Origin of the sequence: Thermus parvatiensis (assembly GCF_001535545.1) — a bacterium.
GTDB classification, from domain to species: domain Bacteria; phylum Deinococcota; class Deinococci; order Deinococcales; family Thermaceae; genus Thermus; species Thermus parvatiensis.
In genome coordinates this window covers 59,010-81,115 of the sequence record NZ_CP014142.1, presented here as the reverse complement: position 1 = coordinate 81,115, position 22,106 = coordinate 59,010, and the positions used below count along the sequence as shown (strand labels likewise).

At 69.6% G+C, this 22,106-nt stretch carries 20 protein-coding genes, 3 pseudogenes, 1 CRISPR repeat array and 1 riboswitch; of the genes and pseudogenes, 12 read left to right on the top strand and 11 right to left on the bottom strand.

The genetic code is table 11. The annotated features are described in order from the left end of the window. Positions 1-2: 2 nt before the first annotated feature. From AV541_RS10590 to AV541_RS10560, 8 genes are all read right to left on the bottom strand, one after another. Positions 3-617: an SAM-dependent methyltransferase gene (locus tag AV541_RS10590; RefSeq protein ID WP_276325521.1), complete on the bottom strand. Its 615-nt coding sequence runs from the start codon at positions 615-617 to the stop codon at positions 3-5. Continuing rightward, the gene (locus AV541_RS13240; protein ID WP_276325520.1) at positions 569-745 is read right to left on the bottom strand and encodes an SAM-dependent methyltransferase; all 177 of its coding nucleotides are present in this window, start codon (positions 743-745) and stop codon (positions 569-571) included. The genes AV541_RS10590 and AV541_RS13240 overlap by 49 nt, the downstream gene beginning before the upstream one ends. Beyond that, the gene (locus AV541_RS10585; RefSeq protein WP_008631408.1) at positions 742-1,413 is read right to left on the bottom strand and encodes an SAM-dependent methyltransferase; all 672 of its coding nucleotides are present in this window, start codon (positions 1,411-1,413) and stop codon (positions 742-744) included. Before AV541_RS10585 ends, AV541_RS13240 begins: the two co-directional genes overlap by 4 nt. Next, on the bottom strand, positions 1,410-2,621 hold the full coding sequence (locus AV541_RS10580) for a bifunctional cobalt-precorrin-7 (C(5))-methyltransferase/cobalt-precorrin-6B (C(15))-methyltransferase (RefSeq protein ID WP_008631406.1): 1,212 nt from the start codon (positions 2,619-2,621) through the stop codon (positions 1,410-1,412). Before AV541_RS10580 ends, AV541_RS10585 begins: the two co-directional genes overlap by 4 nt. Further along, on the bottom strand, positions 2,622-3,320 hold the full coding sequence (locus tag AV541_RS10575; protein ID WP_014511290.1) for a precorrin-8X methylmutase: 699 nt from the start codon (positions 3,318-3,320) through the stop codon (positions 2,622-2,624). It abuts the gene before it with no gap. Further along, positions 3,313-4,413 carry a cobalt-precorrin-5B (C(1))-methyltransferase gene (locus AV541_RS10570; RefSeq protein ID WP_008631402.1) on the bottom strand — a complete coding sequence of 367 codons (1,101 nt, stop codon included), beginning with the start codon at positions 4,411-4,413 and terminating at the stop codon, positions 3,313-3,315. The genes AV541_RS10575 and AV541_RS10570 overlap by 8 nt, the downstream gene beginning before the upstream one ends. Beyond that, complete coding sequence (locus tag AV541_RS10565; protein WP_008631400.1) at positions 4,410-5,072, bottom strand: HoxN/HupN/NixA family nickel/cobalt transporter; 663 nt, start codon at positions 5,070-5,072, stop codon at positions 4,410-4,412. The genes AV541_RS10570 and AV541_RS10565 overlap by 4 nt, the downstream gene beginning before the upstream one ends. 104 nt (positions 5,073-5,176) lie before the next feature. Continuing rightward, a riboswitch (cobalamin riboswitch) is annotated at positions 5,177-5,317 on the bottom strand. 16 nt (positions 5,318-5,333) lie between these two features. Then, positions 5,334-5,867 (bottom strand): histidine phosphatase family protein, encoded by a 534-nt coding sequence (locus AV541_RS10560; RefSeq protein WP_024119299.1) that lies wholly within the window; start codon positions 5,865-5,867, stop codon positions 5,334-5,336. Between the two features lie 26 nt (positions 5,868-5,893). Here AV541_RS10560 and cobT point away from each other — a divergent pair. From cobT to AV541_RS10530, 6 genes and pseudogenes are all read left to right on the top strand, one after another. Further along, positions 5,894-6,828: pseudogene (gene cobT, locus AV541_RS10555) on the top strand (nicotinate-nucleotide--dimethylbenzimidazole phosphoribosyltransferase); the annotation flags it as partial. 94 nt (positions 6,829-6,922) lie between these two features. Then, positions 6,923-8,731 carry a hypothetical protein gene (locus AV541_RS10550; protein WP_014511293.1) on the top strand — a complete coding sequence of 603 codons (1,809 nt, stop codon included), beginning with the start codon at positions 6,923-6,925 and terminating at the stop codon, positions 8,729-8,731. Then, a pseudogene (locus AV541_RS10545) lies at positions 8,732-9,453 on the top strand (adenosylcobinamide-GDP ribazoletransferase). It abuts the gene before it with no gap. Positions 9,454-9,457: 4 nt separating this feature from the next. Continuing rightward, positions 9,458-9,994 (top strand): hypothetical protein, encoded by a 537-nt coding sequence (locus AV541_RS10540; protein ID WP_014630524.1) that lies wholly within the window; start codon positions 9,458-9,460, stop codon positions 9,992-9,994. A gap of 31 nt (positions 9,995-10,025) precedes the next feature. Beyond that, on the top strand, positions 10,026-10,589 hold the full coding sequence (gene cobO, locus AV541_RS10535) for a cob(I)yrinic acid a,c-diamide adenosyltransferase (RefSeq protein ID WP_008631380.1): 564 nt from the start codon (positions 10,026-10,028) through the stop codon (positions 10,587-10,589). Further along, positions 10,589-11,910 (top strand): annotated as a pseudogene (locus AV541_RS10530) (cobyrinate a,c-diamide synthase). Before cobO ends, AV541_RS10530 begins: the two are co-directional and overlap by 1 nt. Positions 11,911-12,699: 789 nt before the next feature. Here the strand turns inward: AV541_RS10530 and AV541_RS10525 are convergent. Beyond that, positions 12,700-13,653: an IS110 family transposase gene (locus AV541_RS10525; protein ID WP_060384865.1), complete on the bottom strand. Its 954-nt coding sequence runs from the start codon at positions 13,651-13,653 to the stop codon at positions 12,700-12,702. Between the two features lie 236 nt (positions 13,654-13,889). Then, a CRISPR array of direct repeats spans positions 13,890-14,590; the repeat unit is 37 nt; unit sequence GTTGCACCGGCCCGAAAGGGCCGGTGAGGATTGAAAC. A gap of 248 nt (positions 14,591-14,838) precedes the next feature. Here AV541_RS10525 and AV541_RS13230 point away from each other — a divergent pair. From AV541_RS13230 to AV541_RS12825, 6 genes are read left to right on the top strand one after another with little or no spacing between them, the layout of a single operon-like run. Then, on the top strand, positions 14,839-15,267 hold the full coding sequence (locus tag AV541_RS13230) for a hypothetical protein (RefSeq protein ID WP_276325524.1): 429 nt from the start codon (positions 14,839-14,841) through the stop codon (positions 15,265-15,267). After that, complete coding sequence (locus AV541_RS13225; RefSeq protein WP_276325523.1) at positions 15,219-16,802, top strand: PD-(D/E)XK nuclease family protein; 1,584 nt, start codon at positions 15,219-15,221, stop codon at positions 16,800-16,802. Before AV541_RS13230 ends, AV541_RS13225 begins: the two co-directional genes overlap by 49 nt. Beyond that, entirely contained in the window at positions 16,721-17,131 is a 411-nt protein-coding gene (locus AV541_RS12840) for a PD-(D/E)XK nuclease family protein (RefSeq protein ID WP_244880720.1), read from the top strand. Before AV541_RS13225 ends, AV541_RS12840 begins: the two co-directional genes overlap by 82 nt. Beyond that, a complete protein-coding gene (locus AV541_RS12835; RefSeq protein WP_244880714.1) occupies positions 17,128-17,421 on the top strand; it encodes a PD-(D/E)XK nuclease family protein in 294 nt (97 codons plus the stop codon). Before AV541_RS12840 ends, AV541_RS12835 begins: the two co-directional genes overlap by 4 nt. A gap of 3 nt (positions 17,422-17,424) precedes the next feature. Then, the gene (locus tag AV541_RS12830) at positions 17,425-19,257 is read left to right on the top strand and encodes a UvrD-helicase domain-containing protein (protein ID WP_244880713.1); all 1,833 of its coding nucleotides are present in this window, start codon (positions 17,425-17,427) and stop codon (positions 19,255-19,257) included. Continuing rightward, entirely contained in the window at positions 19,221-20,516 is a 1,296-nt protein-coding gene (locus tag AV541_RS12825) for a 3'-5' exonuclease (protein ID WP_244880712.1), read from the top strand. Before AV541_RS12830 ends, AV541_RS12825 begins: the two co-directional genes overlap by 37 nt. Here the strand turns inward: AV541_RS12825 and AV541_RS10510 are convergent. Beyond that, positions 20,440-21,240: a nucleotidyl transferase AbiEii/AbiGii toxin family protein gene (locus AV541_RS10510; protein WP_038035115.1), complete on the bottom strand. Its 801-nt coding sequence runs from the start codon at positions 21,238-21,240 to the stop codon at positions 20,440-20,442. The two genes, AV541_RS12825 and AV541_RS10510, sit on opposite strands and share 77 nt — an antisense overlap. A gap of 101 nt (positions 21,241-21,341) precedes the next feature. Continuing rightward, the gene (locus AV541_RS10505) at positions 21,342-21,959 is read right to left on the bottom strand and encodes a type IV toxin-antitoxin system AbiEi family antitoxin domain-containing protein (RefSeq protein ID WP_038035114.1); all 618 of its coding nucleotides are present in this window, start codon (positions 21,957-21,959) and stop codon (positions 21,342-21,344) included. Positions 21,960-22,106: the final 147 nt, after the last annotated feature.

The following is a 22,106-nucleotide window of genomic DNA, read 5'->3' as shown; positions in this document are numbered from 1 at the left end:
CCTCACCTCCTATAGCGGTGTTTAAAGCTGGGGTCGTAAAGCAGGCTCCTTACCCCCTTGGCCCGTAAAGCTTCTCCCACCAGATAGACCGTGGTGTCCCGGGCGGGGAGGTGGGCGAGGCCCTTAAGGTCCGTGAGCCCCACCTCCTCCCCCGGTTGGGCCACCTTGTGCCCGTAGAGCACCGGGGTGTCCCCGGGAAGCCCCGCCTCCAGAAGCTCCCGGGATAGCCTCCTTGGGTGCATCCCCGAGAGGTAGACCGCAAGGGTTAGCCCCTTGCGGGCAAGGCTTTTGGGGTCCTGGCCCTCGGGGACAGGGGTCCTGACCCCAAGCCGGGTGAAGGCCACCGCCTGGGCCACCCCGGGGGCGGTGAGGGAGAGGCCCGCCCTCGCCGCCAGGGCGAAGGCCGCCGTGACCCCGGGCACCACCTCCACCCCCACCCCTAGGGCCTCGAGGGCCTCCTTCTCCTCCAGAAGGGTCCCGTAAAGCCCCGGGTCCCCCGAGTGGAGCCGGACTACCCCCCCGCCCTTCCGGGCCTCCTCGGCCAGGGCCAGGACGATCTCCTCCAAGGTCATCCCCTTGGAGTCCAGAAGCGCCGCTTTTGGGGCAAGCTCCCGCAAGGCCCCTTCGGGAAGAGGCTTCCCGTGTAGAGGACGAAGCGGGCCTCTCCCAAAAGCCTCGCCCCCTTCACCGTGAGGAGCTCCGGGTCCCCGGGCCCCCCGCCCACCACGTGCACCACGGGCCTCATCTTTTCCCCCCTTTTCGCCAAAGCCCCACCAGGGTCCAATAGTCCCGCGCCACCCCCTTGGCCGCCCCCAGGGGCAGGACCCGTTCCCCCGGCATCCCCAGGCGCAAAAAGGCCCACCCCTCCCGGTCGGGAAAGGCCCTTTCCAGGGCCTCGAGGTCCTTGGCCTTGTAGACGAAGACGCTCTGGAAGCGGTCTAGGCCCTCTGGGTCCACGGGGCCAAGCCCCGTCACCGCGGCGAACCCCTCCTCCCCCAGGGCGATGGGCTTGAGGAGGCTGGCCGCCGCCAGCTGGTGGGCGCTGATCCCGGGGACGGCCTCCACCGCCACCCCCTCCAGGTGGGGGAGGAGGTTCAGGGGAGAGGCGTAGAGGAGGCTGTCCCCGAGGACCAGGTACCCCCCTTCCCCGTAGCGGGAAAGGGCCTCCCGGACCCTGCGGGCCGCCTCCCTCCTCGCCCTCTCCGCCTCCTTGGGGTCCCCTCCGGTGAAGAGGGGCAAGGGGAGGAGGGGCTTGCCCTCGGGGAGGAAGGGCCGGGCGATCCCTAAGGCGATGGGCTCCCTCCCCTCCTCCTTGGGGTAGAAGAGGACGGGAAGCCTTTGGATGAGCCTTAGCGCTTTCAGGGTGAGGAGCTCGGGGTCGCCGGGGCCCAGGCCGATCAGGTAGAGCTTCATGCGCCCTCCTTGGTCACGGCGAGGAGGGTGATGGGGTTTTGCGCCTCGAGGCGGTGGTAGCGGGCGAGGGGCACCACCCGGCTCGCCTGGACCTGGAAGCCCTCCAGGGGGAGCCCCGTTCCCTTCAGGAAGCCGTAGGCCGCAAGGAGGTTCTCCAGGGTGATGGCCGCCACCACGAGCCTCCCCCCGGGCCTCAGGGCCTTTAGGCTCACCCGGAGGATCTCCTCAAGCTCCCCCCCGCTTCCCCCCACGAAGACGGCGTGGGGGGCGGGGAGGCCCTTTAGGGCCTCTGGGGCCTCCCCCTTGACCAGGTGGAGGTTAAAGGCCCCGAAGCGGCGGGCGTTCTCCACGATGTGGGGCCAGGACTCGGGGTTTTTCTCCACGGCGTAGACCTCCCCCCAGGGGGCAAGCCTCGCCGCCTCAATCCCCACGCTCCCCGTCCCGGCGCCGATGTCCCAAAGGACCCCGTCCGGGGGAAGGCCGAGGAGCCCCAAGGCCAAAAGCCGCACCTCCCGTTTGGTGATGAGCCCCTTCTTGGGCATCCTTTGCTCAAAGGCCTCGTCGGGGAAGAAGCCGAGCCTTGGGGGAAGGGGCCCCTTGGCCTCTAGGATGAGGACGTTGGGGTCCAGGAAGCGCTCCTCGGCCACCTCCTTTAGGCCCGCGAAGCTCCGCACCCTTTCGTCCTCCTCCCCAAGCCTCTCCGCCACGTGGGCCCGGGCGTCCACGCCCATCTCCAGGAGGGCCCGAGCGATCCCCGCCGGGGTGTGCTCGGGGTCGGTGTAGACCACGGAGAGGGGGGAGAGGCTGAGCTCCAAAAGCACCCCGCCCAAAGGCCTTCCGTGGAGGGAGAAGAAGCGGGCCTGGTCCCAGGGGAGCTTAAGCCTCGCGAAGGCCTCCTGGAAGGCGGTGGGGGCGGGATGGACCTCGGCCTCGGGGAAGCGTTCCAGGACCCTTTTGCCGATCCCGTAGAAGAGGGGGTCCCCCGAGGCCAGGAAGGCCACCTTCTTCCCCTCTTTAAGCCGCGCCTCCGCCAGGTCCAAAAGGGCCTCCAGGGGGCCCTGGACGGGCACCTTCTCCCCGGGGTGGTCGGGGAAGTGGGCGAGGTGGCGCCTGCCGCCGATCAGGACCTCCGCCTCCTCCAGGCGCCTTAGGGCCTTTAGGCTCAGGCCCTCCCGGCCCCTCGCGCCCATCCCGATCACGTAGACCATCTACCCCTCCCTGTAGGCCCTGGAGGTGTCCACCCCCCCGTCCGCCGCGAGGCGGATCAGGGCGTGGAGGGCGGCCACCACCAGGGTGCTTCCCCCTTTTCGGCCCTCCGTGACGATCCAGGGCACCGGGGCTTCCATGAGGGCCCGCTTGGCCTCCAGGACGTTCACGAAGCCCACGGGCATCCCCAGGACCAGGGCGGGCCTCGCCCCTTGCCGGATGGCCTCCACCAGGGCGAGGAGGAAGGTGGGGGCGTTCCCCACCCCCACGATGGCCCCGTCCAGAAGCCCCTTTTCCCAGGCGTAGGCCACCGCCGCCTCGGCCCGGGTTCCCCCCGTGGCCTTGGCCCTTGCCACCACCTCAGGGTGGGCGAGGAGCTCCACCACCTCGTTGCCGAAGAGCCTGAGCCTTTCCGGGTTTAGGCCGCAGGCGATCATCCGGGCGTCCACCAGGATCCGCGCCCCCGCTTGGATGGCCTTTAGCCCCGCCTCCACCGCCCCTTGGCTAAAGCGGGTGAGCGCCTTGTACTCAAAATCGGCGGTGGCGTGGATCATCCGGCGCACCACGGGCCACTCCAGGGGGGAAAAGCCGTGGGGCCCCGCTTCCTCGTCCACGATGCGGAAGCTCTCCTCCTCTATGGCCCGCCCTTTTTCCGTCATCTGGTGGGCAGGGTTTTTCTGCGCCTTGATCAGGTCATCCACGGTACACCTCCCTGTCGGGCCAGGCGGCGAGGCACCGCCCCTCGTCAAAGTCGGTGAGGGCCACGCTCACGAAGGGCCTCTCCCCGATGTAGGCCTGGAGCTTCTCCTGGGCCAGGCGGACGAGGTTCACGAAGAAAAGCTCTAGGCCCTCTTCTAAGGCGATCTCCAGGAAGCGGCGGGCAGTGGCCGCCCCCTCCGCCTCCTTGAGGGCCTTAGGGCTTGCCCCCGCCTCCTTGAGGAGGGAAAGGAGGAGGGAGAGGTTCACCTCGCCCCCGGCGGCGTGGGTCATGGTCTTGCCGTCGGCCATCTTGGAGATCTTCCCGATCATTCCCACGACGCGCACCACCTCTACCCCCACCTTCCTGGCGGCCCGGAGGACGTCCCCCACGAAGTCCCCCATCTCTATGAAGGCCATCTCCGGGAGGTGGGGGAGGAGCCTTTGGGCGAAGCGCTCGCTCTTGCCCCCCGTGGTGGCGGCGATCTCTAAGAGCCCGTTCGCCCGCGCCACCCCCACCGCCTGGACCACGCTCATGCGGAAGGCGCTGGTGGAGTAGGGCTTCACCACCCCCGTGGTCCCGAGGACGGAGAGCCCCCCGAGGATCCCGAGCCTGGGGTTTAAGGTCTTCTTGGCGAGCTCCTCCCCGCCGGGGATGGCGATGGTGACGGCGAGGGGCCTTTCCGTCACCTCCCGCACCGCTTCCCAGATCATCCGCCTGGGCACGGGGTTGATGGCGGGCTCCCCCACGGGCACCCCGAGGCCGGGCTTGGTCACCACCCCTACCCCCTCGCCCCCCTCGAGGCGGTCTTCGCTCGCAAAGCGCACGAAGGCCTGGATCTCCGCCCCGTGGGTCACGTCGGGGTCGTCCCCGGCGTCCTTGATCATCCCCACCAGGACCCCGTCCCCCTTCCTTTCCAGGCGGAAGACCCGGAAGGGTTGCCGCCACCCCGCGGGGAGCCAGATGTCCACCACCTCCGGGGCTTCCCCGAGGAGGGCGAGGGCCGCGGCCTTGGCCGCCGCGGCGGCGTTTGCCCCCGTGGTGAAGCCGATGCGGCTTCCCTTCTTGTCCCGGGGCGGGGGGTAGGGGTGGCTCATGCGGGCCTTAGGGCGTAGAGCCTCAAGGAGACCAGGAGGCCGAAGAGGCCGAGGCCTAGGGGCAGGGCGAAGGCCTCGAGGTCCACCCCCCCGAGCTCCGCCAGGGCCAGAACCAGGGCCACGGCCACCACCGCCCACCCGAGGAGGCGGCTCGCCTCTTCCGCCCTTTGGGAGTCCTTGGCCAGGTTCTGCAGGCGGCTCGCCAGAAGCCCGTCCACCCCGTCCACGAGGAGCATCCCCAGGGTGAAGAAGGCCCCGAGGCGCAAAGGGGAGAGCTCGGCGGAAAGGGCCAGGGCGGAAAGCTGGCTCGCCGTCTCAAACCCGAGGCCGAAGAGGACCCCGAGGAGGAGGGGGTTGAGGAGGGGAAGCCCCTTCGGGGGGGTGGGAGGGGCGGGCTTGAGGAGCCGGTAGAGGTTCAGGGCCGCCACCAAGAGGAGGAGGAAGGCGGGGAGGTGGAGGGCCTCGAGGTCCACCCGCCCGAGGAGGCTTGCCGCGGGGAAGGCCAGGAGGGTGACCACCCCCCCGTGCCCCAGGGCGAAGAGGACACCGTTAAGGGGCGAGGGCCTCACCCGGGAAAGCCCGTCCACCGCCGCCAGGTGGTCGGGGTCCACGCCGTGGCGCATCCCCAGGGCCACGGCCAGAAGCTCGAGGCCCGTCATAGAACACCTGCCTTTGCCGGGGAAACCGCTAACCTAAGCCCAACACCAAAGGTTTTCTCCATGCTGCCTCCTTTCGCCCCTGCTCGGGGGCAGGTGAGGCGCGCACCGGGGCGGGTATTCGGGCTTCCGGCCAAGACGCTAGGCCTGTGGCTTAGGGCCGGTTACCGTTGCGGCACAGCGCCGGACTCTCACCGGTCTTCCCCCTTTTCCTGCCCCAGGACATCCGGGCCCTGGGGCACCCCGGCCGCTCTCGCCCCTGTTTTACCCCGTTGCCTCCTCCCCGTCAAGGGCGAGGCGGACGAGCACCCTCCTGGGCCAGTCCACCGCCACCGCACTCCCTGGGGGCACAAGGCCGTCCTCCCCCAAGGCCCTGAGCACCGCCCGCACCACCCCCCCGTGGGTGAAGAGGACCGCAGGGGCTTTAAGCCCCTCCAGGAAGCGGAAGACTCTTTCCTGGAAGGCCGAGAGGCTTTCCCCTCCCGGGGGGTGGAAGCCCTGGAACCTTAGGAGGGCCTCCTTGTAGCGGGGGTCCAGGGTCTCCCAAGGGGCCCCCTCCAGCGTTCCGAAGTGAATCTCCCGAAGCTCAGGGTAGAGGCGGGGGGAAAACCCCGCAAGCTCCGCCGTCCGCCTCGCCCGGAGGAGGTCCGAGCTGAAGGCGGGAAGAGAAGGAAGCGCCCCCTTGAGCCTTCGCGCCTGGGCCTCGCCCTCCGCCGTGAGGGGGAGGTCCGTCCAGCCGAGAAGCCTTCCCTCCCGGTTCCAGAGGGTCTCCCCGTGGCGCACAAGCCAGAGCTCCATGCCCCTAGGGTAAGCTTTTCCCCGTGATGGACCCGGAGGTCTTCGCCCAAGCCCGGCTCCGCATGGACCAGCTCACCAAGCCTCCCCGCGCCTTGGGCTATCTGGAGGAGGTGGCCCTGCGCCTCGCCGCCCTCCAGGGCCGGGTGAAGCCCGAGCTCGGGCGGGGGGCGGTGGTGGTGGCCGCCGCCGACCACGGGGTGGTGGCCGAGGGGGTCTCGGCCTACCCCCAGGAGGTCACCCGGCAGATGGTCCTGAACTTCCTCCGCGGGGGCGCCGCCATCAACCAGTTCGCCCTGGCGGCGGACTGCGCCGTCTACGTCCTGGACGTGGGGGTGGTGGGGGAGCTTCCCGACCACCCGGGGCTTCTCAAGCGCAAGGTGCGCCCGGGGACGGCGAACCTCGCCCAAGGCCCCGCCATGACCCCGGAGGAGGCGGAGAGGGCCCTCCTGGCGGGCCGCGAGGCGGCGAGGCGGGCCATCGCGGAAGGGGCCACCCTCCTCGCCGCCGGGGACATGGGCATCGGCAACACCACGGCGGCGGCCGCCCTCACCGCCGCCCTCTTAGGCCTCCCTCCCGAGGCCGTGGTGGGCCGGGGGACGGGGGTGGGGGAGGAGGGCCTGAGGCGGAAGCGCCAAGCGGTGGCCCGGGCCCTCGCCCGCCTCCATCCGGGCATGGGCCCCCTCGAGGTGGCGGCCGAGGTGGGGGGCTTGAGCTTGTGGCCATCGCCGGGATCTACCTCGAGGGGTACGAGGCCGGGCTTCCCTTGGTCCTGGACGGCTTTCCCGTGACCGCGGGGGCCCTTTTGGCCTGGAAGATGGCGCCGGGGCTTAGGGACCACCTCTTCGCCGGCCACCTCTCCCGGGAGCCCGGCCACCGCCACCAGCTGGAGGCCCTGGGCCTGAGGCCGCTTTTGGACCTGGACCTCGCCCTGGGGGAGGGGACGGGGGCGGTCCTCGCCATGCCCCTTCTCCGGGCCGCGGCCCGCATCCTCCACATGGCCACCTTCCAGGAGGCGGGGGTTTCCCGGGGGTGAGGCCCCTGTGTATGATCTCTTCATGGGGCGCTGGGAGCTGGAACGGGCCTGGGACCTCCTGGAGGAGGGGGATCTCCTCGAGGCCTTGGAGCACGCGGAGCGGGCCTACCGCAGGCACCCCAAGGACCCGGAGGCCCGGTTCCTCTACGGCTACCTCCGCTTCACCTCGGACGGGGCCTACGAAGGGCTCCGCCTCATGGAACTTGGGGCCAAGGCCATGGGTGGGGAGGCCTGCGCCGAGCTTTGGCGGATCTACGGCACGGAGTTTCCCGCCCACCTCCTGGACTTGGCCCGCTTTCTGGAGCGGCGGGGCCTCCCTCTCCCGGGGGACACCGCCTGGGCGGAGGCCGTTCTGGAGGAGCAGGGGCTTCCTCCGGAGGTGGCCCGGGAGGTGGAGCGGTGGCTCTACCAGGAGGACATCCCCTCCCTGGAAGGGTTTTTCCGCAAACGCCCTTCCCCCTATCCGGGCTACCTCCTGGTGCGCCTGTACCTGGCCCGGGGGGCCTTCCTTAGGGCGCAAGGCCTCGCCGGGGAGCTCGGGGAGGCGTGGGGCGGGGACTGGAGGGTGGAGCTGGCCCGCCTCCTCGCCCGTTTCCCCCAGGAGGGGCCGTCCCTGGCGGAGGAGGTCCGGCCCCTCCTCGCCCGGCGCCCCAAGGACCCCCACCTCGCCGAGGGGCTCGCCCTCCTGGCCCTGGGTGTGGGAGAGGGGAGGGTGGCCCTGGAGCTGGACCGGGCCTTTGACCCGCCCCTAAGGGCCCGGTTTCCCCACCTGGAGGAGCCTCTGGAGGCGGAAGAGGAGGGGAGGCCCCTGGTTCCCCTGGGGCTCTTCCTCTCCCCGGGCCGGGCCGACGTGTCCCCTCCACCCTTCGCTTGGGAGGCCTTCCGGTCCTGGCTTCCCCGCCTGGGGCTAGGGGAGCTCACCCTTTGGGGCCGCCCCTTCCTGCGCTCGGGCCTCCTTTCCCCGGAAGACGTGAGGCAGGAGATGAGGGAGGGGGTGATGCGCCTCCGCTTCCTGGAGGAGGGGAGGCCGCCCTTCGTGCCCTTGGCGAGCCTCGGGGAGCTCCTCGGGGCCTCCCCGGAGGAACGGGAGGCGGCCTCGGCCGCGGCCTCCCCCGGAGAGCTGGCCCACTTCCGCAAGGCCTTCCCCGATAGCCTCCTCCTGGAGCTCTACGCCCTCCTATACCGGCCCTTTGGGGATTGGCCCGAGGGGCGGGTGCGCCGCCTGCTGCGGGAGGAGCTCCCCTGGGGGGTGAGGGAGGCCCTGCGCCTACGCCTGGAGCTCGGGCGGGACCCCCTCGCCCCCCTTTCCCCTCCCGAACCCCCGCCCGGGGACCTATGGCCGGAGGAGTTCCTCTTCACCTGGCTCCTCCTGGCCCCGCCCGAGGAGGAGGTGGAAGAGGCCTTCCTCGTCCCCCCCGGGAACCGGGCCGTGAACCTGGACTGGCTCAACGTCTACCCCCTCCGCGTCCGCCGCCTCGAGGCGCAAAGGCCCTGGCGGAAGGAACCCCTTCCTGAGGGGGGCGGTCTGGAGGACTGGGCCCGCCGCCTGCCCCTTAGCCTCAGGACCTTTTGGCTTGTCGAACTGGAGGTGGATGAGGGCATGGGGCTGGAGGACCTCCTGGACCCGGAAACCCTTCGGGACCTCCTGGAGGGGCTAGCCCCCGGCGCCCGCTCCCTCCTCGCCCGCCTCGTCCGGGAGGGAAGGCTTCCCCTTTCCCAAGCGGAGGAAAAAGCCCTTGCCCAACTGGAGCGGCGCTTCCTGGCCTTCGTGGGGGCCGGGGAGGTGGGCCTTCCTGGGGACCTGAGGCGGGCACTTTTCCGTGCGCTTTAGGTGCTCCGAGACCTCCGCCTCGCCCTGGCCCTCCTCACGGTGTTGCCCCTGGCCCCTAAAGGGGTCGGGGAGGAGGACTTCAAGCGGAGCGTGGCCTTCTTCCCCCTGGCGGGCTACCTCCTTGGGCTTCCCCTGGCCCTCCTCGCCCTCTTGCCCCTCCCTCCGGGGCTTTCCGCCGCCCTGGGGGTCGCCCTCCTCCTCGGCCTCACGGGCTTCCTGCACCTGGATGGCCTTTTGGACCTCGCGGACGCCCTCCTCGGGGCGAGGCCCAGGGAGGAGCGCCTGAGGATCCTCAAGGACCCCCACCTGGGGGCCTTCGCCTTCGGGGTGGGGGGGGTCTACCTCCTCCTCCTCTTCCAGGCCCTGGCCCTGGTGCAAGACCCCCTCTTCCTCCTCCTCTTCCCGGGGTGGGCCCGCTTCGCCTTCCTCCCCTTCCTCCACCGCTACCCCCTCTTGGGCCCGGGGATGGCCGCCTTGGTCCGGGGGGGCCCTGGCCCTTTGCCCTCCTTCCCGCCCTGCCCTTCCTCCTCCTCTACCCCCTCCCCGCCCTCCTCGCCCTTCTCGCCGCCTGGGGGGTGGCCCGCCTGGCCTGGGCCCGCCTCGGGGGGCTCAACGGGGACGCCCTTGGGGCCATGATCGCCCTGGGGGAGGTGGTCCTCCTCCTGGCCCAGGCCCTGCTTGGGCCGGCTCCTTCCTCCCGTGCTGGGCCTGGTTTACCATAGGGCTATGTCCGAGGACCGCCTCCTGGAGCGTCTGGAAAAGCTGGAGGGGGTGGTGGAGACCACCGTGGCCGTCCTCCCTCCCCTAATCCAGGACCTCTCCCGGCGCATCGACGCCCTGCGGGAAGAGGTGAAGGCGGAGCTCAGGGAGCGGGAAGCCCGGCTGGAGGAGCGCTTCCAGGGCTTGGAGAAGCGGATCCAGGAGGTGGAGACCAAGCTGGAGAGTCGGATTCAAAACCTGGAGGCCAGGCTGGAGCGGCAGATCCAGGAGACGGAGACCCGGCTGGGGACCCGGATCCAGGAGGTGGAGGCCAAGCTAGAGCGGCAGATCCAAGAGACGGAGGCCCAACTGGAGGCCCGGATCCACGCGGTGGAAACCAAGCTGGAAGGGCGGATCCAAGAGGTGGAGAACCGACTGGAAGCCCAGATCTTGGCCTTGCGCCAGGAGATGAAGGCCGAAATCGGTTCCGCCTTCAACAGGGTGATGCTCTATCTCACGGCCGTGGGGGTGGTACTGGCCCTTCTTTCCGTCTTCTTCCGCTAGGGCCTGTCCCTTTGCGGGGTAAGCTTTTTCCGTGGAGGAGCCCAAACGCCAAAAGCCCTACGCCAAGCCCCAAGGAGAGCGACGAGGTCTCCTTTTGGTCTACACCGGGGACGGGAAGGGCAAGAGCACGGCCGCCTTCGGCCTTGCCCTCAGGGCCCATGGCCGGGGGCTTAAGGTGCGGATTTTCCAGTTTATTAAGCATGGAACCGCCCGCTTCGGGGAGCACCGGGCCTTCTCCCTCCTAGGCATCCCCATAGAAGGCCTGGGGGACGGGTTCACCTGGAGGAGCCGGGACCTCGCCCGTTCCGCCGCCTTGGCCCAGGAGGGGTGGGGGCGGGCCAAGGAGGCCCTCCTCTCCGGGACCTACGACCTGGTGGTCCTGGACGAGGCCACCTACCCCCTGCGCTACGGCTGGGTTTCCCTGGAAGAGTTCCTGGAAGTCTTGCGGGCGAGGCCTCCCCACGTCCACGTGGTGGTGACGGGGCGGGGCGCCCCCGAGGCCCTCTTGGAGTTGGCCGACACGGTGACGGAGATGCGGAAGGTAAAGCACGCCTTTGACCAGGGCGTCCCCGCCCAGAGGGGGATAGAGCACTGATGCGTCTTCTCCTCGCCGCCCCCCACTCGGGCGCCGGCAAGACCACGGTCTCCCTGGCCCTTCTCCTCGCCCTTAGGGCGAGGGGCCTAAGGGTGCAGCCCTTCAAGGTGGGGCCGGACTACATTGACCCCACCCACCTGGAGAAGGCCGCCGCCAGGAGGCCCTACAACCTGGACGGCTTCTTCCTGGACGAAACGGGCCTCCTCGCCCTCTTCCGCCACGGGGCGAGGGGGCGGACTTCGCCCTGATTGAGGGGGTGATGGGCCTCTTTGACGGGAAGGACCCCCGGGGAGAGGTGGGCTCCACCGCCCAGGTGGCTAGGCTCCTTAAGGCCCCCGTGGCCCTGGTGGTGGACGCCAAGGGGATGGCGGGCTCCATCGCCCCCCTCGCCCTGGGCTTCCGGGACTTCCACCCCGGGGTGCGGGTGGTGGGGGTCTTCGCCAACCGGGTGGGCTCGGAGCGACACGCGGAGATCCTGAAGGAGGCCCTAAAGGCCGTGGGCCTCCCCCTCCTCGGCTGGCTTCCCCAAGACCCCGCCCTGGAGCTTCCTGAGCGCCACCTGGGCCTGGTCCTGGCCGGGGAGATGGCCCCGCCCCTCGAGGCCCTGAGGCGGGCCTTCCGCGTGGACCTGGAAGGGGTCCTCCGCCTCGCCGCCTCCGCCCCGCCCCTCCCCGAGGCCAGGCCCTTCCTCCCCCCGAGGCGCCCGCCCCGGGCCCGGGTGGCCTACGCCTGGGATAAGGCCTTCTCCTTCTACTACCCCGAGGCTTTGGAGCTTCTTGAGGCCTTGGGGGCGGAGCTCATCCCCTTCAGCCCCCTCGAGGACGAGGCCCTCCCCAAAGCCCACGCTCTCCTCCTCGGGGGCGGCTACCCAGAGCTCTTCGCCGAGCGACTTTCCGCGAACGTGGCCCTGCGGGAGGCCATCCGCCGCTTCCCCGGCCCCATCGTGGCCGAGTGCGGGGGGTACATGTACCTCTCCCAGGGCCTCTGGGTGGGGGAGCGCTTCTTCCCCATGGTGGGCCTGGTCCCGGGGGAGGCCCGCATGGCGGAGAGGCCCGTCCTCGGCTACCGGGAGGTGGAGGCCTTGCGGGATAGCCCCGTGGCCCGGAAGGGCCAGGCCTTCAAGGGGCACGAGTTCCACTACGCAAGGCTTCCCGCCTCGCCAAGCCCCGCCTGGCGCCGCCTGGGCGGAGAGGAGGTGGAGGGGTACACCGACGGGCGGGTGCTGGCGAGCTTCGTCCACCTCTACCTCCCCGCGAGGCCCGAGGGGGCGGAGCGGCTCCTCGGCCTGGCCTCGAGGGGCAAGGCTGCCGGGGCCTCCTAGGTAGGATCGCGGATCGGGGACCGGAGGGCCCTCTTTAGGGCAGGGAGGGCTGTTGGGATCGCCTTTTGTTTCTGGGACGCGCCGCTCTTTCGCCGACAACGTGTACGGGGCGTGGAGGCCTGGCCCCTTCTGGGGAACCCGGCGGGAGAGAACCTGGCAGAAGAAGACCAGCGAAGGCCCTAAATACCCGGGATGTCTTGGAACCTGCGCAGCGGACTTCGGGGGGCAAAACCCCTCCCCGAAGTCCGAGGCCTAGCCCCCCCAAAGCCGGAGACCTACCACCGGACCCATACAACCGGCGGGCCGGGGATCATACTATACACAGCTGCATTTTTGTGCCGCAAAGGAAACTACTAAACCCGTAAGGATTGGAGCGTGCGTACTCTACACGACTTCCTTGCGCTCTATTGAACTCAGTCAAGCGTTACGTTCAAGTGCTATAATCGGGGTGTCCGGGAAGCCGGACGAGGATCTTGAAAGCCGATTTTCCTCTTGCGCAAGGGCAATATGCGTTTTCACCTGCTTATCGACCGCTCCTGCAGTGGCTTTGCAACGAGCTAAACCCCGCAAAACCCCCTTTATTCGCCATGTGTATATTCCAGCCTTCATGATTCTCACAAACCCCCCCTCCAGGAGCACCGTCCAGGACGATGTTCTAAGGGGGGTACCGTTGCAAGAGATGCTTCCCCGAAAGGGGATTGCGACCGCCTGCGGTGGGAGGAGGCCCGGAGCGATATTGCGTGTTGCAAGAGATGCTTCCCCGAAAGGGGATTGATACTGTCTTGCCTGTCAAGCCACCCCTTGGGCTGGCTGACCGGCGTAGTACTCCCTGAGCCGCCCCATCATCCGCCTGAGGAGCTTGTGGGCCACGGCCAAGAGCGCCTGCTTTTTTGTCTTCCCTCGGGAAAGCAAGCGGTGGTAGAAGGCCCGCATCTCTGGGTCATGGCGCACCGCCACTAGGGCCCCCATGTAGAGCTTCCGCCGCAAAAGGGGAGGCCCCTTCCTGGAAAGCCGACCCCTCTCCACGCTCTTTCCCGACTCCTCCCGCTCGGGGATGAGCCCCGCGTAGGAGGCTGCCGCCTTCGCCCGGCCCCAAAGCTCTGGCGGCAGGAGGGCCAGCACCGCCGCCGCCACCTGGGGCCCCACCCCGGGCAGGCCCATCAGGACCTCCGCCTCGGGGAGGGCGGCGAGGAGGGCCTGGATCCTGGCCTCCACCTCCCCAAGGAGCGCTTTCACGCACGACAGCTCCTTCTGGAGGAGGGCGAGGACCTCCCTGCTCCCCGCCCACTCCGCCGCCTCCATTTGGTTGAGGATGGCCTGCTCCCGCCCGGCCAGGTCCTCCCGGTAGCCCACCAGGGCCTTGAGGGTCTGGAGGGTTTCTGGGGGTAGGGTGTAGGCCCGGAGGTCTTCGTGGTAGACCTGGGCGTAGCGGGCGAGGAGGAGGGCGTCCTGGCGGTCTGTCTTGTTCCGTTCCCCCTTAGCTTTGCGGAAGGCGGCGAGGTGGTAGGGGTTGACCAGGGCCACGGGGAGGCCCTTTTCGGCCAGGAGGCGGAGGAGGGGGAGGTGGTAGGGGCCCGTGGGCTCCAGGGCGACCCAGGCGGGGTTGTGGTGGGCGAGGGCGGCGAGGAGGGCTTGACGGCCTTCGGGGGTGTTGGGGAAGCGGAGGCGGGTGGGTTTGGGGGAGTTGGAGACCAGGGCCAGGTCCAGGTGGGGTTTGCTGACGTCAATACCGGCGAAGGTCATGGGCTCTCTCCTTTTTGGTAACCTGAGGGAGGTGGCCACCCGACCCTGTGGGCCTTCCATGTGGATGCGGTCTTTCACGACCGGGATACTGTGCGGCGGGGAGGCCGGGGCGGGTGGCTACCCATCAATCCCGCGGGCGTGGGTGCCCGGCAACCAGGGCGGTAGGGCCTCCCTCAGGGGGCAAGATACATGAAACAAGGCCATCCCGCTTGAGGCATACTGGGCGACCAGCTGGAGTTGCACCGGCCCGAAAGGGCCGGTGAGGATTGAAACCCCATGACTGAGGTTGATGCCCTCTTGCGGGCGCTTAGTTGCACCGGCCCGAAAGGGCCGGTGAGGATTGAAACCTGGAAGAGACCTGCTGGGCGCAGTCCATGCTCGTCTGGGGTTGCACCGGCCCGAAAGGGCCGGTGAGGATTGAAACCTCAAGAAGGACGCGCCCCTCGCGGTTTAGCTCCCTGGTTGCACCGGCCCGAAAGGGCCGGTGAGGATTGAAACCTCCGCTCCCTGGAGGAGGAGGCCAAGCCCGAGGGGGGTTGCACCGGCCCGAAAGGGCCGGTGAGGATTGAAACCCCAAAGGGGGTGTGCTCTCCCGGGAGAGAGCCGAGGTTGCACCGGCCCGAAAGGGCCGGTGAGGATTGAAACTACTTTCGGCCCGTGAACACCCTCCAGGCAGTCCGGTTGCACCGGCCCGAAAGGGCCGGTGAGGATTGAAACACCCTCTGGCCCCGCACGGACGAGGAGGGAAGGCTCGTTGCACCGGCCCGAAAGGGCCGGTGAGGATTGAAACCTCCCCAGGAGGCACAGAAGACGTACACCGCTTACCGTTGCACCGGCCCGAAAGGGCCGGTGAGGATTGAAACCCCGGCCCCCCTCAGGACCTCCCCTTGGTCAACCCCTGTTGCACCGGCCCGAAAGGGCCGGTGAGGATTGAAACAAGGGGTTTTCGCCTGGGCGCTGGGCCGTTACATCCAAGCTTCACAGCTTGGCTACGTTGCAGCTCCTCCTCCTCTCCTCAAAACGGCAGAGGCCCGAACGTTACATCCAAGCTTCACAGCTTGGCTACGTTGCAGGAGGGTCCAGGGGAAGGTGCCGGCTGAAGTCCCAGAGGAGTTACATCCAAGCTTCACAGCTTGGCTACGTTGCAGGAAGGCAGGCGAAAATAGCGAAGAAAGGAGGTAAGGTGTGCGCGCCGAGGACCCAGGACTGATACACGTCACCCCCAACCGGGCGGTGGCCCGCAGGCTGGGGGTTCCCTACCGCACCCTGGCCGGGCTGGCCCGGGAGCTCCTAAGGGACGGGGGGCTCCTGGTGGCCTCCCCCTACCGGGCCCGCCGCCTGCTGGTGCAGGCGGTGCGGGAGGCCCTCGCCCCGAAGGACCCCCAGGGGCTGGCCGCGGCCCTCGAGGGCCCGGTGAGGACCCTCCTCCTGCTCGCCCAGGCCTCCGGCCAGGGGGAGGAGGCGCTTGCCCGCCTGGCGAAGGGGGCCTCCCCCGGCTTGCCCGGGTGGCCCGGGCGGCCCGGCGCTACGGGGAGTTGCTCAGGGGCCGGAGGCTCCTGGACCCCGTGGAGGTCCTTCCGAGGGCGGCGGCCCTGGGGAAGCGGCTTCCCCTGAGGCTGTGGCACTACCCCTACCTGGGGACGGGGGAGCTGGCCTTCCTGAAGGGGGTTGCGGCCCCGGGGAGCGAGGTGGAGCTCCTCCTCCCCGAAGGGGCGTGGGGAGAGGCCAACCGCAGGGCCAAGGAGGCCCTGGAGGAGGTGGGCCTAAAGGTCAGGCCCCTGGAGCTTACCGGCCTGGGGAGGGCCTTTCTCCAGGGGCGAGGTCTCCAGGGGCGAGAGGCGGACCGGGTCCAGGCCCTCCGCTTTCCCGACATGGAGGCGGAGGTGCGCCATGTCCTGGCCTCCCTCAAGGGGCTCCTCCGGGAGGGGCTATCCCCGGGAGAGGTGGCCCTGGTGGCCCGGGACGACCGCCGCTACGGCCCCCTGGTGGCCGCCGTGGGGTTTGACCAGGGCCTGCCCGTGCGCCTCCTCTACCGCGTGCCCGTGGGGGAGAGCCGGGTGGGAAGCCTCGCCGCCCTCCTGGCCCAGGCCCTCCAGGACTTCCCCTACGAGGCCACCCTGCGCCTCCTCTTCCACCCCCTCTTTCCCTGGGAGCGAAAGGTGGACCTGGACCAGGCCCGCCTGCGGAGGCCTTCCGGGGAGGCGTGGAAGGGGCTCGGCCTTCCCGGGGAGCTTCTGGAGCTCGCCCAGGGAAAGACGGGCGGGGAGCTCGTTCAGGGCCTCCGCCGGGCGCTTTCCCCCCTGAGGAAGCGGCTTGAGGGCTGGCCCCGGGAGCGGGCGGCCCTTGAGGCCCTCCTGGAAGGCCTCGGGGAGCTGGAGGAGGAGGACCGGGAGGGCTTCTTCCAGGGGATTTCCGAGCTCCTCTACCACCTCACCGTGCCCGCCCAGCCGGGGTACGGGGGGGTGGAGCTCCACACTCCCCTGGCCCGCTACGGAGGGGCCTTCCGCCACCTCTTCGTCCTGGGCATGGCGGAAGGCCTTACCCCGGTCCCGGTGGCCGAGGACCCCTTCCTGGGCCTGTCCGAGGTGGAGGAGCTGGAGCGGTTCGGGCTCTTTCCGGAGAAGCCCTGGGAGGCCGCCGCCCGGGAGGCCCTGGTCTTCGCCGCCCTTCTAGGGAGCTTGAAGGAGGACGGCGAAGCGGTCCTCACCTACCCGGAGGTGGTGGAGGGGAGGCCCGTCCCCATGAGCCCCTTCCTGGAGCGCCTGGGCCTGGAGCCCCGAAGCCCCGGGCGCACCCTGGTGGGAAGCCTGGTGGAGGCCCGCAGGCTTGGCCTGTGGGAGGGAGACCCCCTCCAGGAGGCCATGGAGCGGGCCCTCGAGGCCGAGAGGGCCCGCCTGGAAGGGGAGGCCTCCTCCCCCCACCACGGGGCCACGGGGAGGCCCTTCCTTCCCGCAAGCCTCAGCGTCTCCCAGCTTGAGGACCTGGCCACCTGCCCCTTTCGCTTCTACGCCAAGCACCTCCTCCGTCCCCGGGGGACCGGGAGGCGGGGGACGGGGACCGGGAGGACCTGGGAACCTTCGTCCACCAGGTACTCGCCCGCGTCTTCCGGACCGCGCTGGAGAAGGACGCACGGAGGGGCGAGGAGGTGAGGGCCCTTGCGGCGGGGGGCCTTCTGGAGGAGGCCTTCTCGCGGGTGGAGGAGGAGTGGAAGGGGAGGCCCAATCCCCCCTTCTTCCTGAGGCGGCCCGACTGGCCTCACCGCCGGAGGCGGGTTCTGCGGCTTCTCGCCCGGGCCTTTGAGGACGACGAGCAGTTCCTGAAGGGGGACGCGGAGATCGTGGCCGTGGAAGAGGCCTTTGCCAGGGCCGCGCCAGAGCTCGGCGGCCTGGAGGTGCGGGGCACCATAGACCGCCTGGAGAGGCGCTCGGGGAGCCACTTCTACCTGGACTACAAGTTGGGGAGCACCTTCCCCGAGTGAAGGATCCCAAAACGGGGGCGCTCAGGATAGACTTACAGCTTTCCCTCTACATCCTCCTCCACGGAGGGGGAAGGGGAAGGGGGGTCTACTATTCCCTCACCACGGGAAAGCACGACCTGGTGCCCAAGAGTCTGAAGGACGGAAGGTCTTGGGCGGACGCTCTCCGGGAGGTGTTGAGGGGAGCCCACGGGGTTTTGCGGGACGGCGCCTTCGAACCGCGGCCCGACGCAGAGGCCGAGGCCTGCCGGTCCTGCCCCGTGGAGCTCCTTTGCCGCTACGAGGGGAGGTGAGGGATGGAGGCGAATCTCTACGTGGCGGGGGCGGGGACGGGCAAGACCTACACGCTGGCGGAGCGCTACCTCGGCTTTTTGGAAGAAGGGCTGTCCCCCCTCCAGGTGGTGGCGGTGACCTTCACGGAAAGGGCCGCCCTGGAGCTGCGCCACCGGGTGCGGCAGATGGTGGGCGAACGCTCCCTCGGCCACAAGGAGCGGGTCCTGGCCGAGCTGGAGGCGGCCCCCATAGGCACCCTCCACGCCCTGGCCGCCCGGGTCTGCCGGGAGTTCCCCGAGGAGGCGGGGGTGCCCGCGGACTTCCAGGTGATGGAGGACCTCGAGGCCGCCCTCCTCCTGGAGGCGTGGCTGGAGGAAGCCCTCCTGGAGGCGCTCCAGGACCCGAGGTACGCCCCCCTGGTGGAGGCCGTGGGGTACGAGGGGCTTCTGGACACCCTGCGGGAGGTGGCGAAGGACCCCCTGGCCGCCCGGGAACTCCTGGAGAAGGGTCTTGGGGAAGTGGCGAAGGCGCTCCGCCTCGAGGCCTGGCGCGGCCTTAGGCGCCGGATGGAGGAGCTTTTCCACGGGGAGAGGCCGGAGGAGCGGTACCCGGGCTTCCCCAAAGGATGGCGGGCCGAGGAGCCTGAAGTTGTTCCCGACCTCCTGGCCTGGGCCGGGGAGGTCAAGTTCAACAAGAAACCTTGGCTTGAGTATAAGGACGACCCCGCCCTCAAGCGGCTCCTGAAGCTTCTAGGAGGGGTGAAGGAAGGGTTTTCCCCGGGGCCTGCGGACGAGCGCCTGGAGGAGGTCTGGCCCCTCCTCCGGGAGCTGGCGGAGGGGGTTCTGGCCCGCCTGGAGGAGCGCCGCTTCCGGGCCCGGCGCCTGGGCTACGCCGACCTGGAGGTGCACGCCCTCCGTGCCCTGGAGGAGGAAGAGGTGAGGGCCTACTACCGGGGGCGCTTCCGGCGGCTCCTGGTGGACGAGTTCCAGGACACCAACCCCGTACAGGTCCGGCTCCTGCAGGCCCTCTTCCCGGACCTCCGGGCCTGGACCGTGGTGGGGGACCCCAACCAGTCCATCTACAGCTTCCGCCGCGCGGACCCCAAGGTGATGGAGAGGTTCCAGATAGAGGCCGCGAAGGAGGGTTTGCGCGTCCGGCGCCTGGAGAAGAGCCACCGCTACCACCAGGGCCTGGCGGACTTTCACAACCGCTTCTTTCCCCCCCTTCTCCCGGGGTACGGGGCCGTGAGCGCCGAGAGGAAACCCGAAGGGGAGGGCCCGTGGGTCTTCCACTTCCAGGGGGACCTGGAGGCCCAGGCCCGCTTCATCGCCCAGGAGGTGGGGCGCCTGCTTTCGGAAGGCTTCCAGGTCTACGACCTCGGGGAGAAGGCCTACCGGCCCATGAGCCTTCGGGACGTGGCGGTCCTGGGCCGCACCTGGAGGGATCTCGCCCGGGTGGCCGAGGCCCTTCGCCGCCTGGAGGTGCCCGCGGTGGAGGCCGGGGGCGGGAACCTCCTGGAGACCCGGGCCTTCAAGGACGCCTATCTGGCCCTGAGGTTTCTGGGAGACCCCAGGGACGAGGAGGCCCTGGTGGGGCTTCTGCGTTCTCCCTTCTTCGCCCTCACCGACGGGGAGGTCCGCCGCCTGGCGGAGGCGCGGGGGAAGGGGAGACCTTATGGGAGGTTCTGGAACGGGAGGGGGACCTTTCCGCCGAGGCCGAAAGGGCCCGGGAGACGCTCCGGGGCCTCCTCCGGCGCAAGGCTCTCGAGGCCCCAAGCCGACTCCTTCAGCGCCTGGACGGGGCCACGGGCTACACGGGGGTGGCCGCCCGTCTCCCCCAGGGCCGGAGGCGGGTGAAGGACTGGGAGGGCACCCTTGACCTGGTGCGCAAGCTGGAGGTGGGGAGCGAGGACCCCTTCCTGGTGGCCCGCCACCTCCGCCTCCTCCTCCGTAGCGGGCTTTCCGTGGAGCGCCCCCCCTTGGAGGCGGGCGAGGCCGTGACCCTCCTCACCGTCCACGGGGCCAAGGGTTTGGAGTGGCCCGTGGTGTTCGTGCTGAACGTGGGGGGGTGGAACAGGCTAGGTTCTTGGAAAAACAACAAGACCAAGCCCCTCTTCCGCCCGGGCCTGGCCCTGGTGCCCCCTGTCCTGGACGAGAAGGGCAACCCCAGCGCCCTCTTCCACCTGGCGAAGCGCCGGGTAGAAGAGGAGGAGAAGCAGGAGGAGAACCGGCTCCTCTACGTGGCCGCCACCCGGGCCTCCGAACGGCTTTACCTCCTTCTCTCCCCCGATCTCTCCCCTGATAAGGGCGACCTGGACCCCCAGACCCTGATCGGGGCAGGGTCCCTGGAGAAGGGCCTCGAGGCCACCGAGCCGGAGAGGCCCTGGTCCGGGGAGGAGGGGGAGGTGGAGGTCCTCGAGGAGAGGATCCAGGGCCTTCCCCTGGAGGCCTTGCCCGTCTCCCTCCTCCCCCTGGCGGCCAGGGATCCCGAGGCGGCCCGGAGGCGCCTTTTGGGGGAGCCCGAGGCCGAAGGCGGCGAGGCCTGGATGCCGGAGGATCCCCAGGAGACCGAGGAGGAGGTTCCGGGCGGGGCCGGGGTGGGGCGGATGACCCACGCCCTCCTGGAGCGCTTTGAGGCCTTGGAGGACCTGGAGAGGGAGGGCCGGGCCTTCCTAGAGGAAAGCTTCCCCGGGGCGGAAGGGGAGGAGGTGGAGGAGGCCCTGAGGCTTGCCCGCACCTTCCTCACTGCCGAGGTCTTCGCCCCCTACCGTGGGAACGCCGTGGCGAAAGAGGTGCCTGTGGCTTTGGAGCTCCTGGGGGTGCGCCTCGAGGGCCGGGCGGACCGGGTGGGGGAGGACTGGGTCCTGGACTACAAGACGGACCGCGGGGTGGACGCGGAGGCCTACCTGCTCCAGGTGGGGGTGTACGCCCTAGCCTTGGGGAAGCCGCGGGCCCTGGTGGCGGACCTTCGGGAGGGAAAGCTCTACGAAGGGGCGAGCCAGCAGGTTGAAGAGAAGGCCGAAGAGGTCCTGCGGCGCCTCATGGGCGGCGAAGGACAGGGACGGCAACCCTACCCCCTGGCAGCGACAGACCCGGGGCATGGAGCTCCTGGATAAGCGCCCGAAAGGCCTCGAGCAACGCCGTAATGCGCCCGCGCCAGAAGTCCCTCCCGGGGGGCTCAGGGCCAGCCTCCCGGGCCATGGTGTGAAACTCCCTTCTCCACGCGGCGGGCGGATCGGGGAAGTCCCGCCCGGGTCGGCCCCCGTGGATCCCATAGACGCGTTCGATGGTCCGGGCGAGCGTTTGCGGATCCGCCTCCTCGGCGAGCTCGATCGTCAGTATCGCCAGGTCCACGAGGTCCTTGACGCGCGTCTTCTGCCTTGACGCACGCTCTCGGAGGTAGGCGTGCGGCTTGTTGGCGTACTGCCACGCGAGCGGGGCCATGGGCACCTCGGGCGGCTCGAGGCCCTCGAGCTCGATGACGGGTCCAAACCTCGCCCGGACGGGATCGAGCCCCACCGAACCGCTCACGTGAACATCCAGGGCCACCTCCTCAAACAACCTGCCCCCGAGGCGGGCGGTTAGGGTGAAGCGCCTCACCCCGGACGTGCGGTCTCGCTGCCGTTCCCGAACGCGGAAAAGGAAGCCGTCGCCAAGATCCCGGGCGGCCGCGTCCTGCGGGAATTCCAGCGGATCCGGGATGCTCTCCCAGGCCTCGAGGTTCAGGTCCTGGGTCGTCCGCCGCCTGCCGAGCAGGGTCGCAAGGGCGAAGGCTCCCACGACGACGAAAGGGATAGCCCCCTTGGCGTAGAGCCGCGCCAGGAAGCGCTCGATCGTCAACCGCTTCCGTAGGTACTGAAGAGGCAACCCCCGGACCTCCGAAGTTCGGCGCAGACGGTCTTCCAACGCCCTTCGCAGATTCTCGGGGGAGGCGAACCTCTTCACGCCGACACCGCGCCTAGAGCGTGCGACCGCAGGGCCCGCAGGAGCCGGGCGCGGGCACGCACCGAAAGCCCAGGCAGGGCGGCCTCGAGGCGCTTTTGGGACACAAGCCCGCGATCGAGGGCCTGGTGGACCGCAAGCCAAAGCTGTTCTTCAGGAACGCGCGAGGTCTCGGCCACGTCGAGGAGCGTCCTGAGCGGGGTGGTCACCCGGTAGCCCGGCCGTTCCTCGGTGTCGGCCGGAGCAAGGTCCCGACGGTGCAGAACGACCTGCCAGCGGGGCTTGCGGGAAAAGCCCCGGGGCACGGTGAGGTGGTACCGATCGGGGAGGAGGTCGGAAAGCCCGTGGAGGGCCAGGGCGGTCTCGTGGGAGAAGGCCACCAGCCCCCGGTAAGACGAGGCCCAAAGGGCAATGCGCACGAGATCCTCGTCTTGGGAGAGAGGGGCAAAGGAGAGGCGGTAGATGCCTCGCGCAAGCCTCTCCCACAGTCCGGTGCGCACACGGTAGCTTGCCCCCTTGCGGTCAATCCCGTAGCGCCGGGCCTGATCGAGGGTGAACACGCCGCCCTGGGCCAGGGCCATCCGGTAAAGCTCACGTTCCTTCTCGTGCCGGCTCACAAGCCAATTTTACGCCGGCCCGGCCATTCTGCGGTAGTAAGGTCCAACATTTTTGGACTATCTTACCCTGTTATGTAACCACCCCCAGGCTCTGGCGCCGGGCATCGTGGAGAGGCCCTCTTCGGCCCATCCCGGCGAGGGGGAAGT

Excerpts from the sequence above, each read along its gene's own strand:
- AV541_RS13240 (WP_276325520.1), bottom strand. The coding sequence starts at position 745 with ATGAGGCCCGTGGTGCACGTGGTGGGCGGGGGGCCCGGGGACCCGGAG.
- AV541_RS10585 (WP_008631408.1), bottom strand. The coding sequence starts at position 1,413 with ATGAAGCTCTACCTGATCGGCCTGGGCCCCGGCGACCCCGAGCTCCTC.
- AV541_RS10580 (WP_008631406.1), bottom strand. The coding sequence starts at position 2,621 with ATGGTCTACGTGATCGGGATGGGCGCGAGGGGCCGGGAGGGCCTGAGC.
- AV541_RS10570 (WP_008631402.1), bottom strand. The coding sequence starts at position 4,413 with ATGAGCCACCCCTACCCCCCGCCCCGGGACAAGAAGGGAAGCCGCATC.
- AV541_RS10565 (WP_008631400.1), bottom strand. The coding sequence starts at position 5,072 with ATGACGGGCCTCGAGCTTCTGGCCGTGGCCCTGGGGATGCGCCACGGC.
- AV541_RS10560 (WP_024119299.1), bottom strand. The coding sequence starts at position 5,867 with ATGGAGCTCTGGCTTGTGCGCCACGGGGAGACCCTCTGGAACCGGGAG.
- AV541_RS10550 (WP_014511293.1), top strand. The coding sequence starts at position 6,923 with ATGGGGCGCTGGGAGCTGGAACGGGCCTGGGACCTCCTGGAGGAGGGG.
- AV541_RS10540 (WP_014630524.1), top strand. The coding sequence starts at position 9,458 with ATGTCCGAGGACCGCCTCCTGGAGCGTCTGGAAAAGCTGGAGGGGGTG.
- AV541_RS10525 (WP_060384865.1), bottom strand. The coding sequence starts at position 13,653 with ATGACCTTCGCCGGTATTGACGTCAGCAAACCCCACCTGGACCTGGCC.
- AV541_RS12830 (WP_244880713.1), top strand. The coding sequence starts at position 17,425 with ATGGAGGCGAATCTCTACGTGGCGGGGGCGGGGACGGGCAAGACCTAC.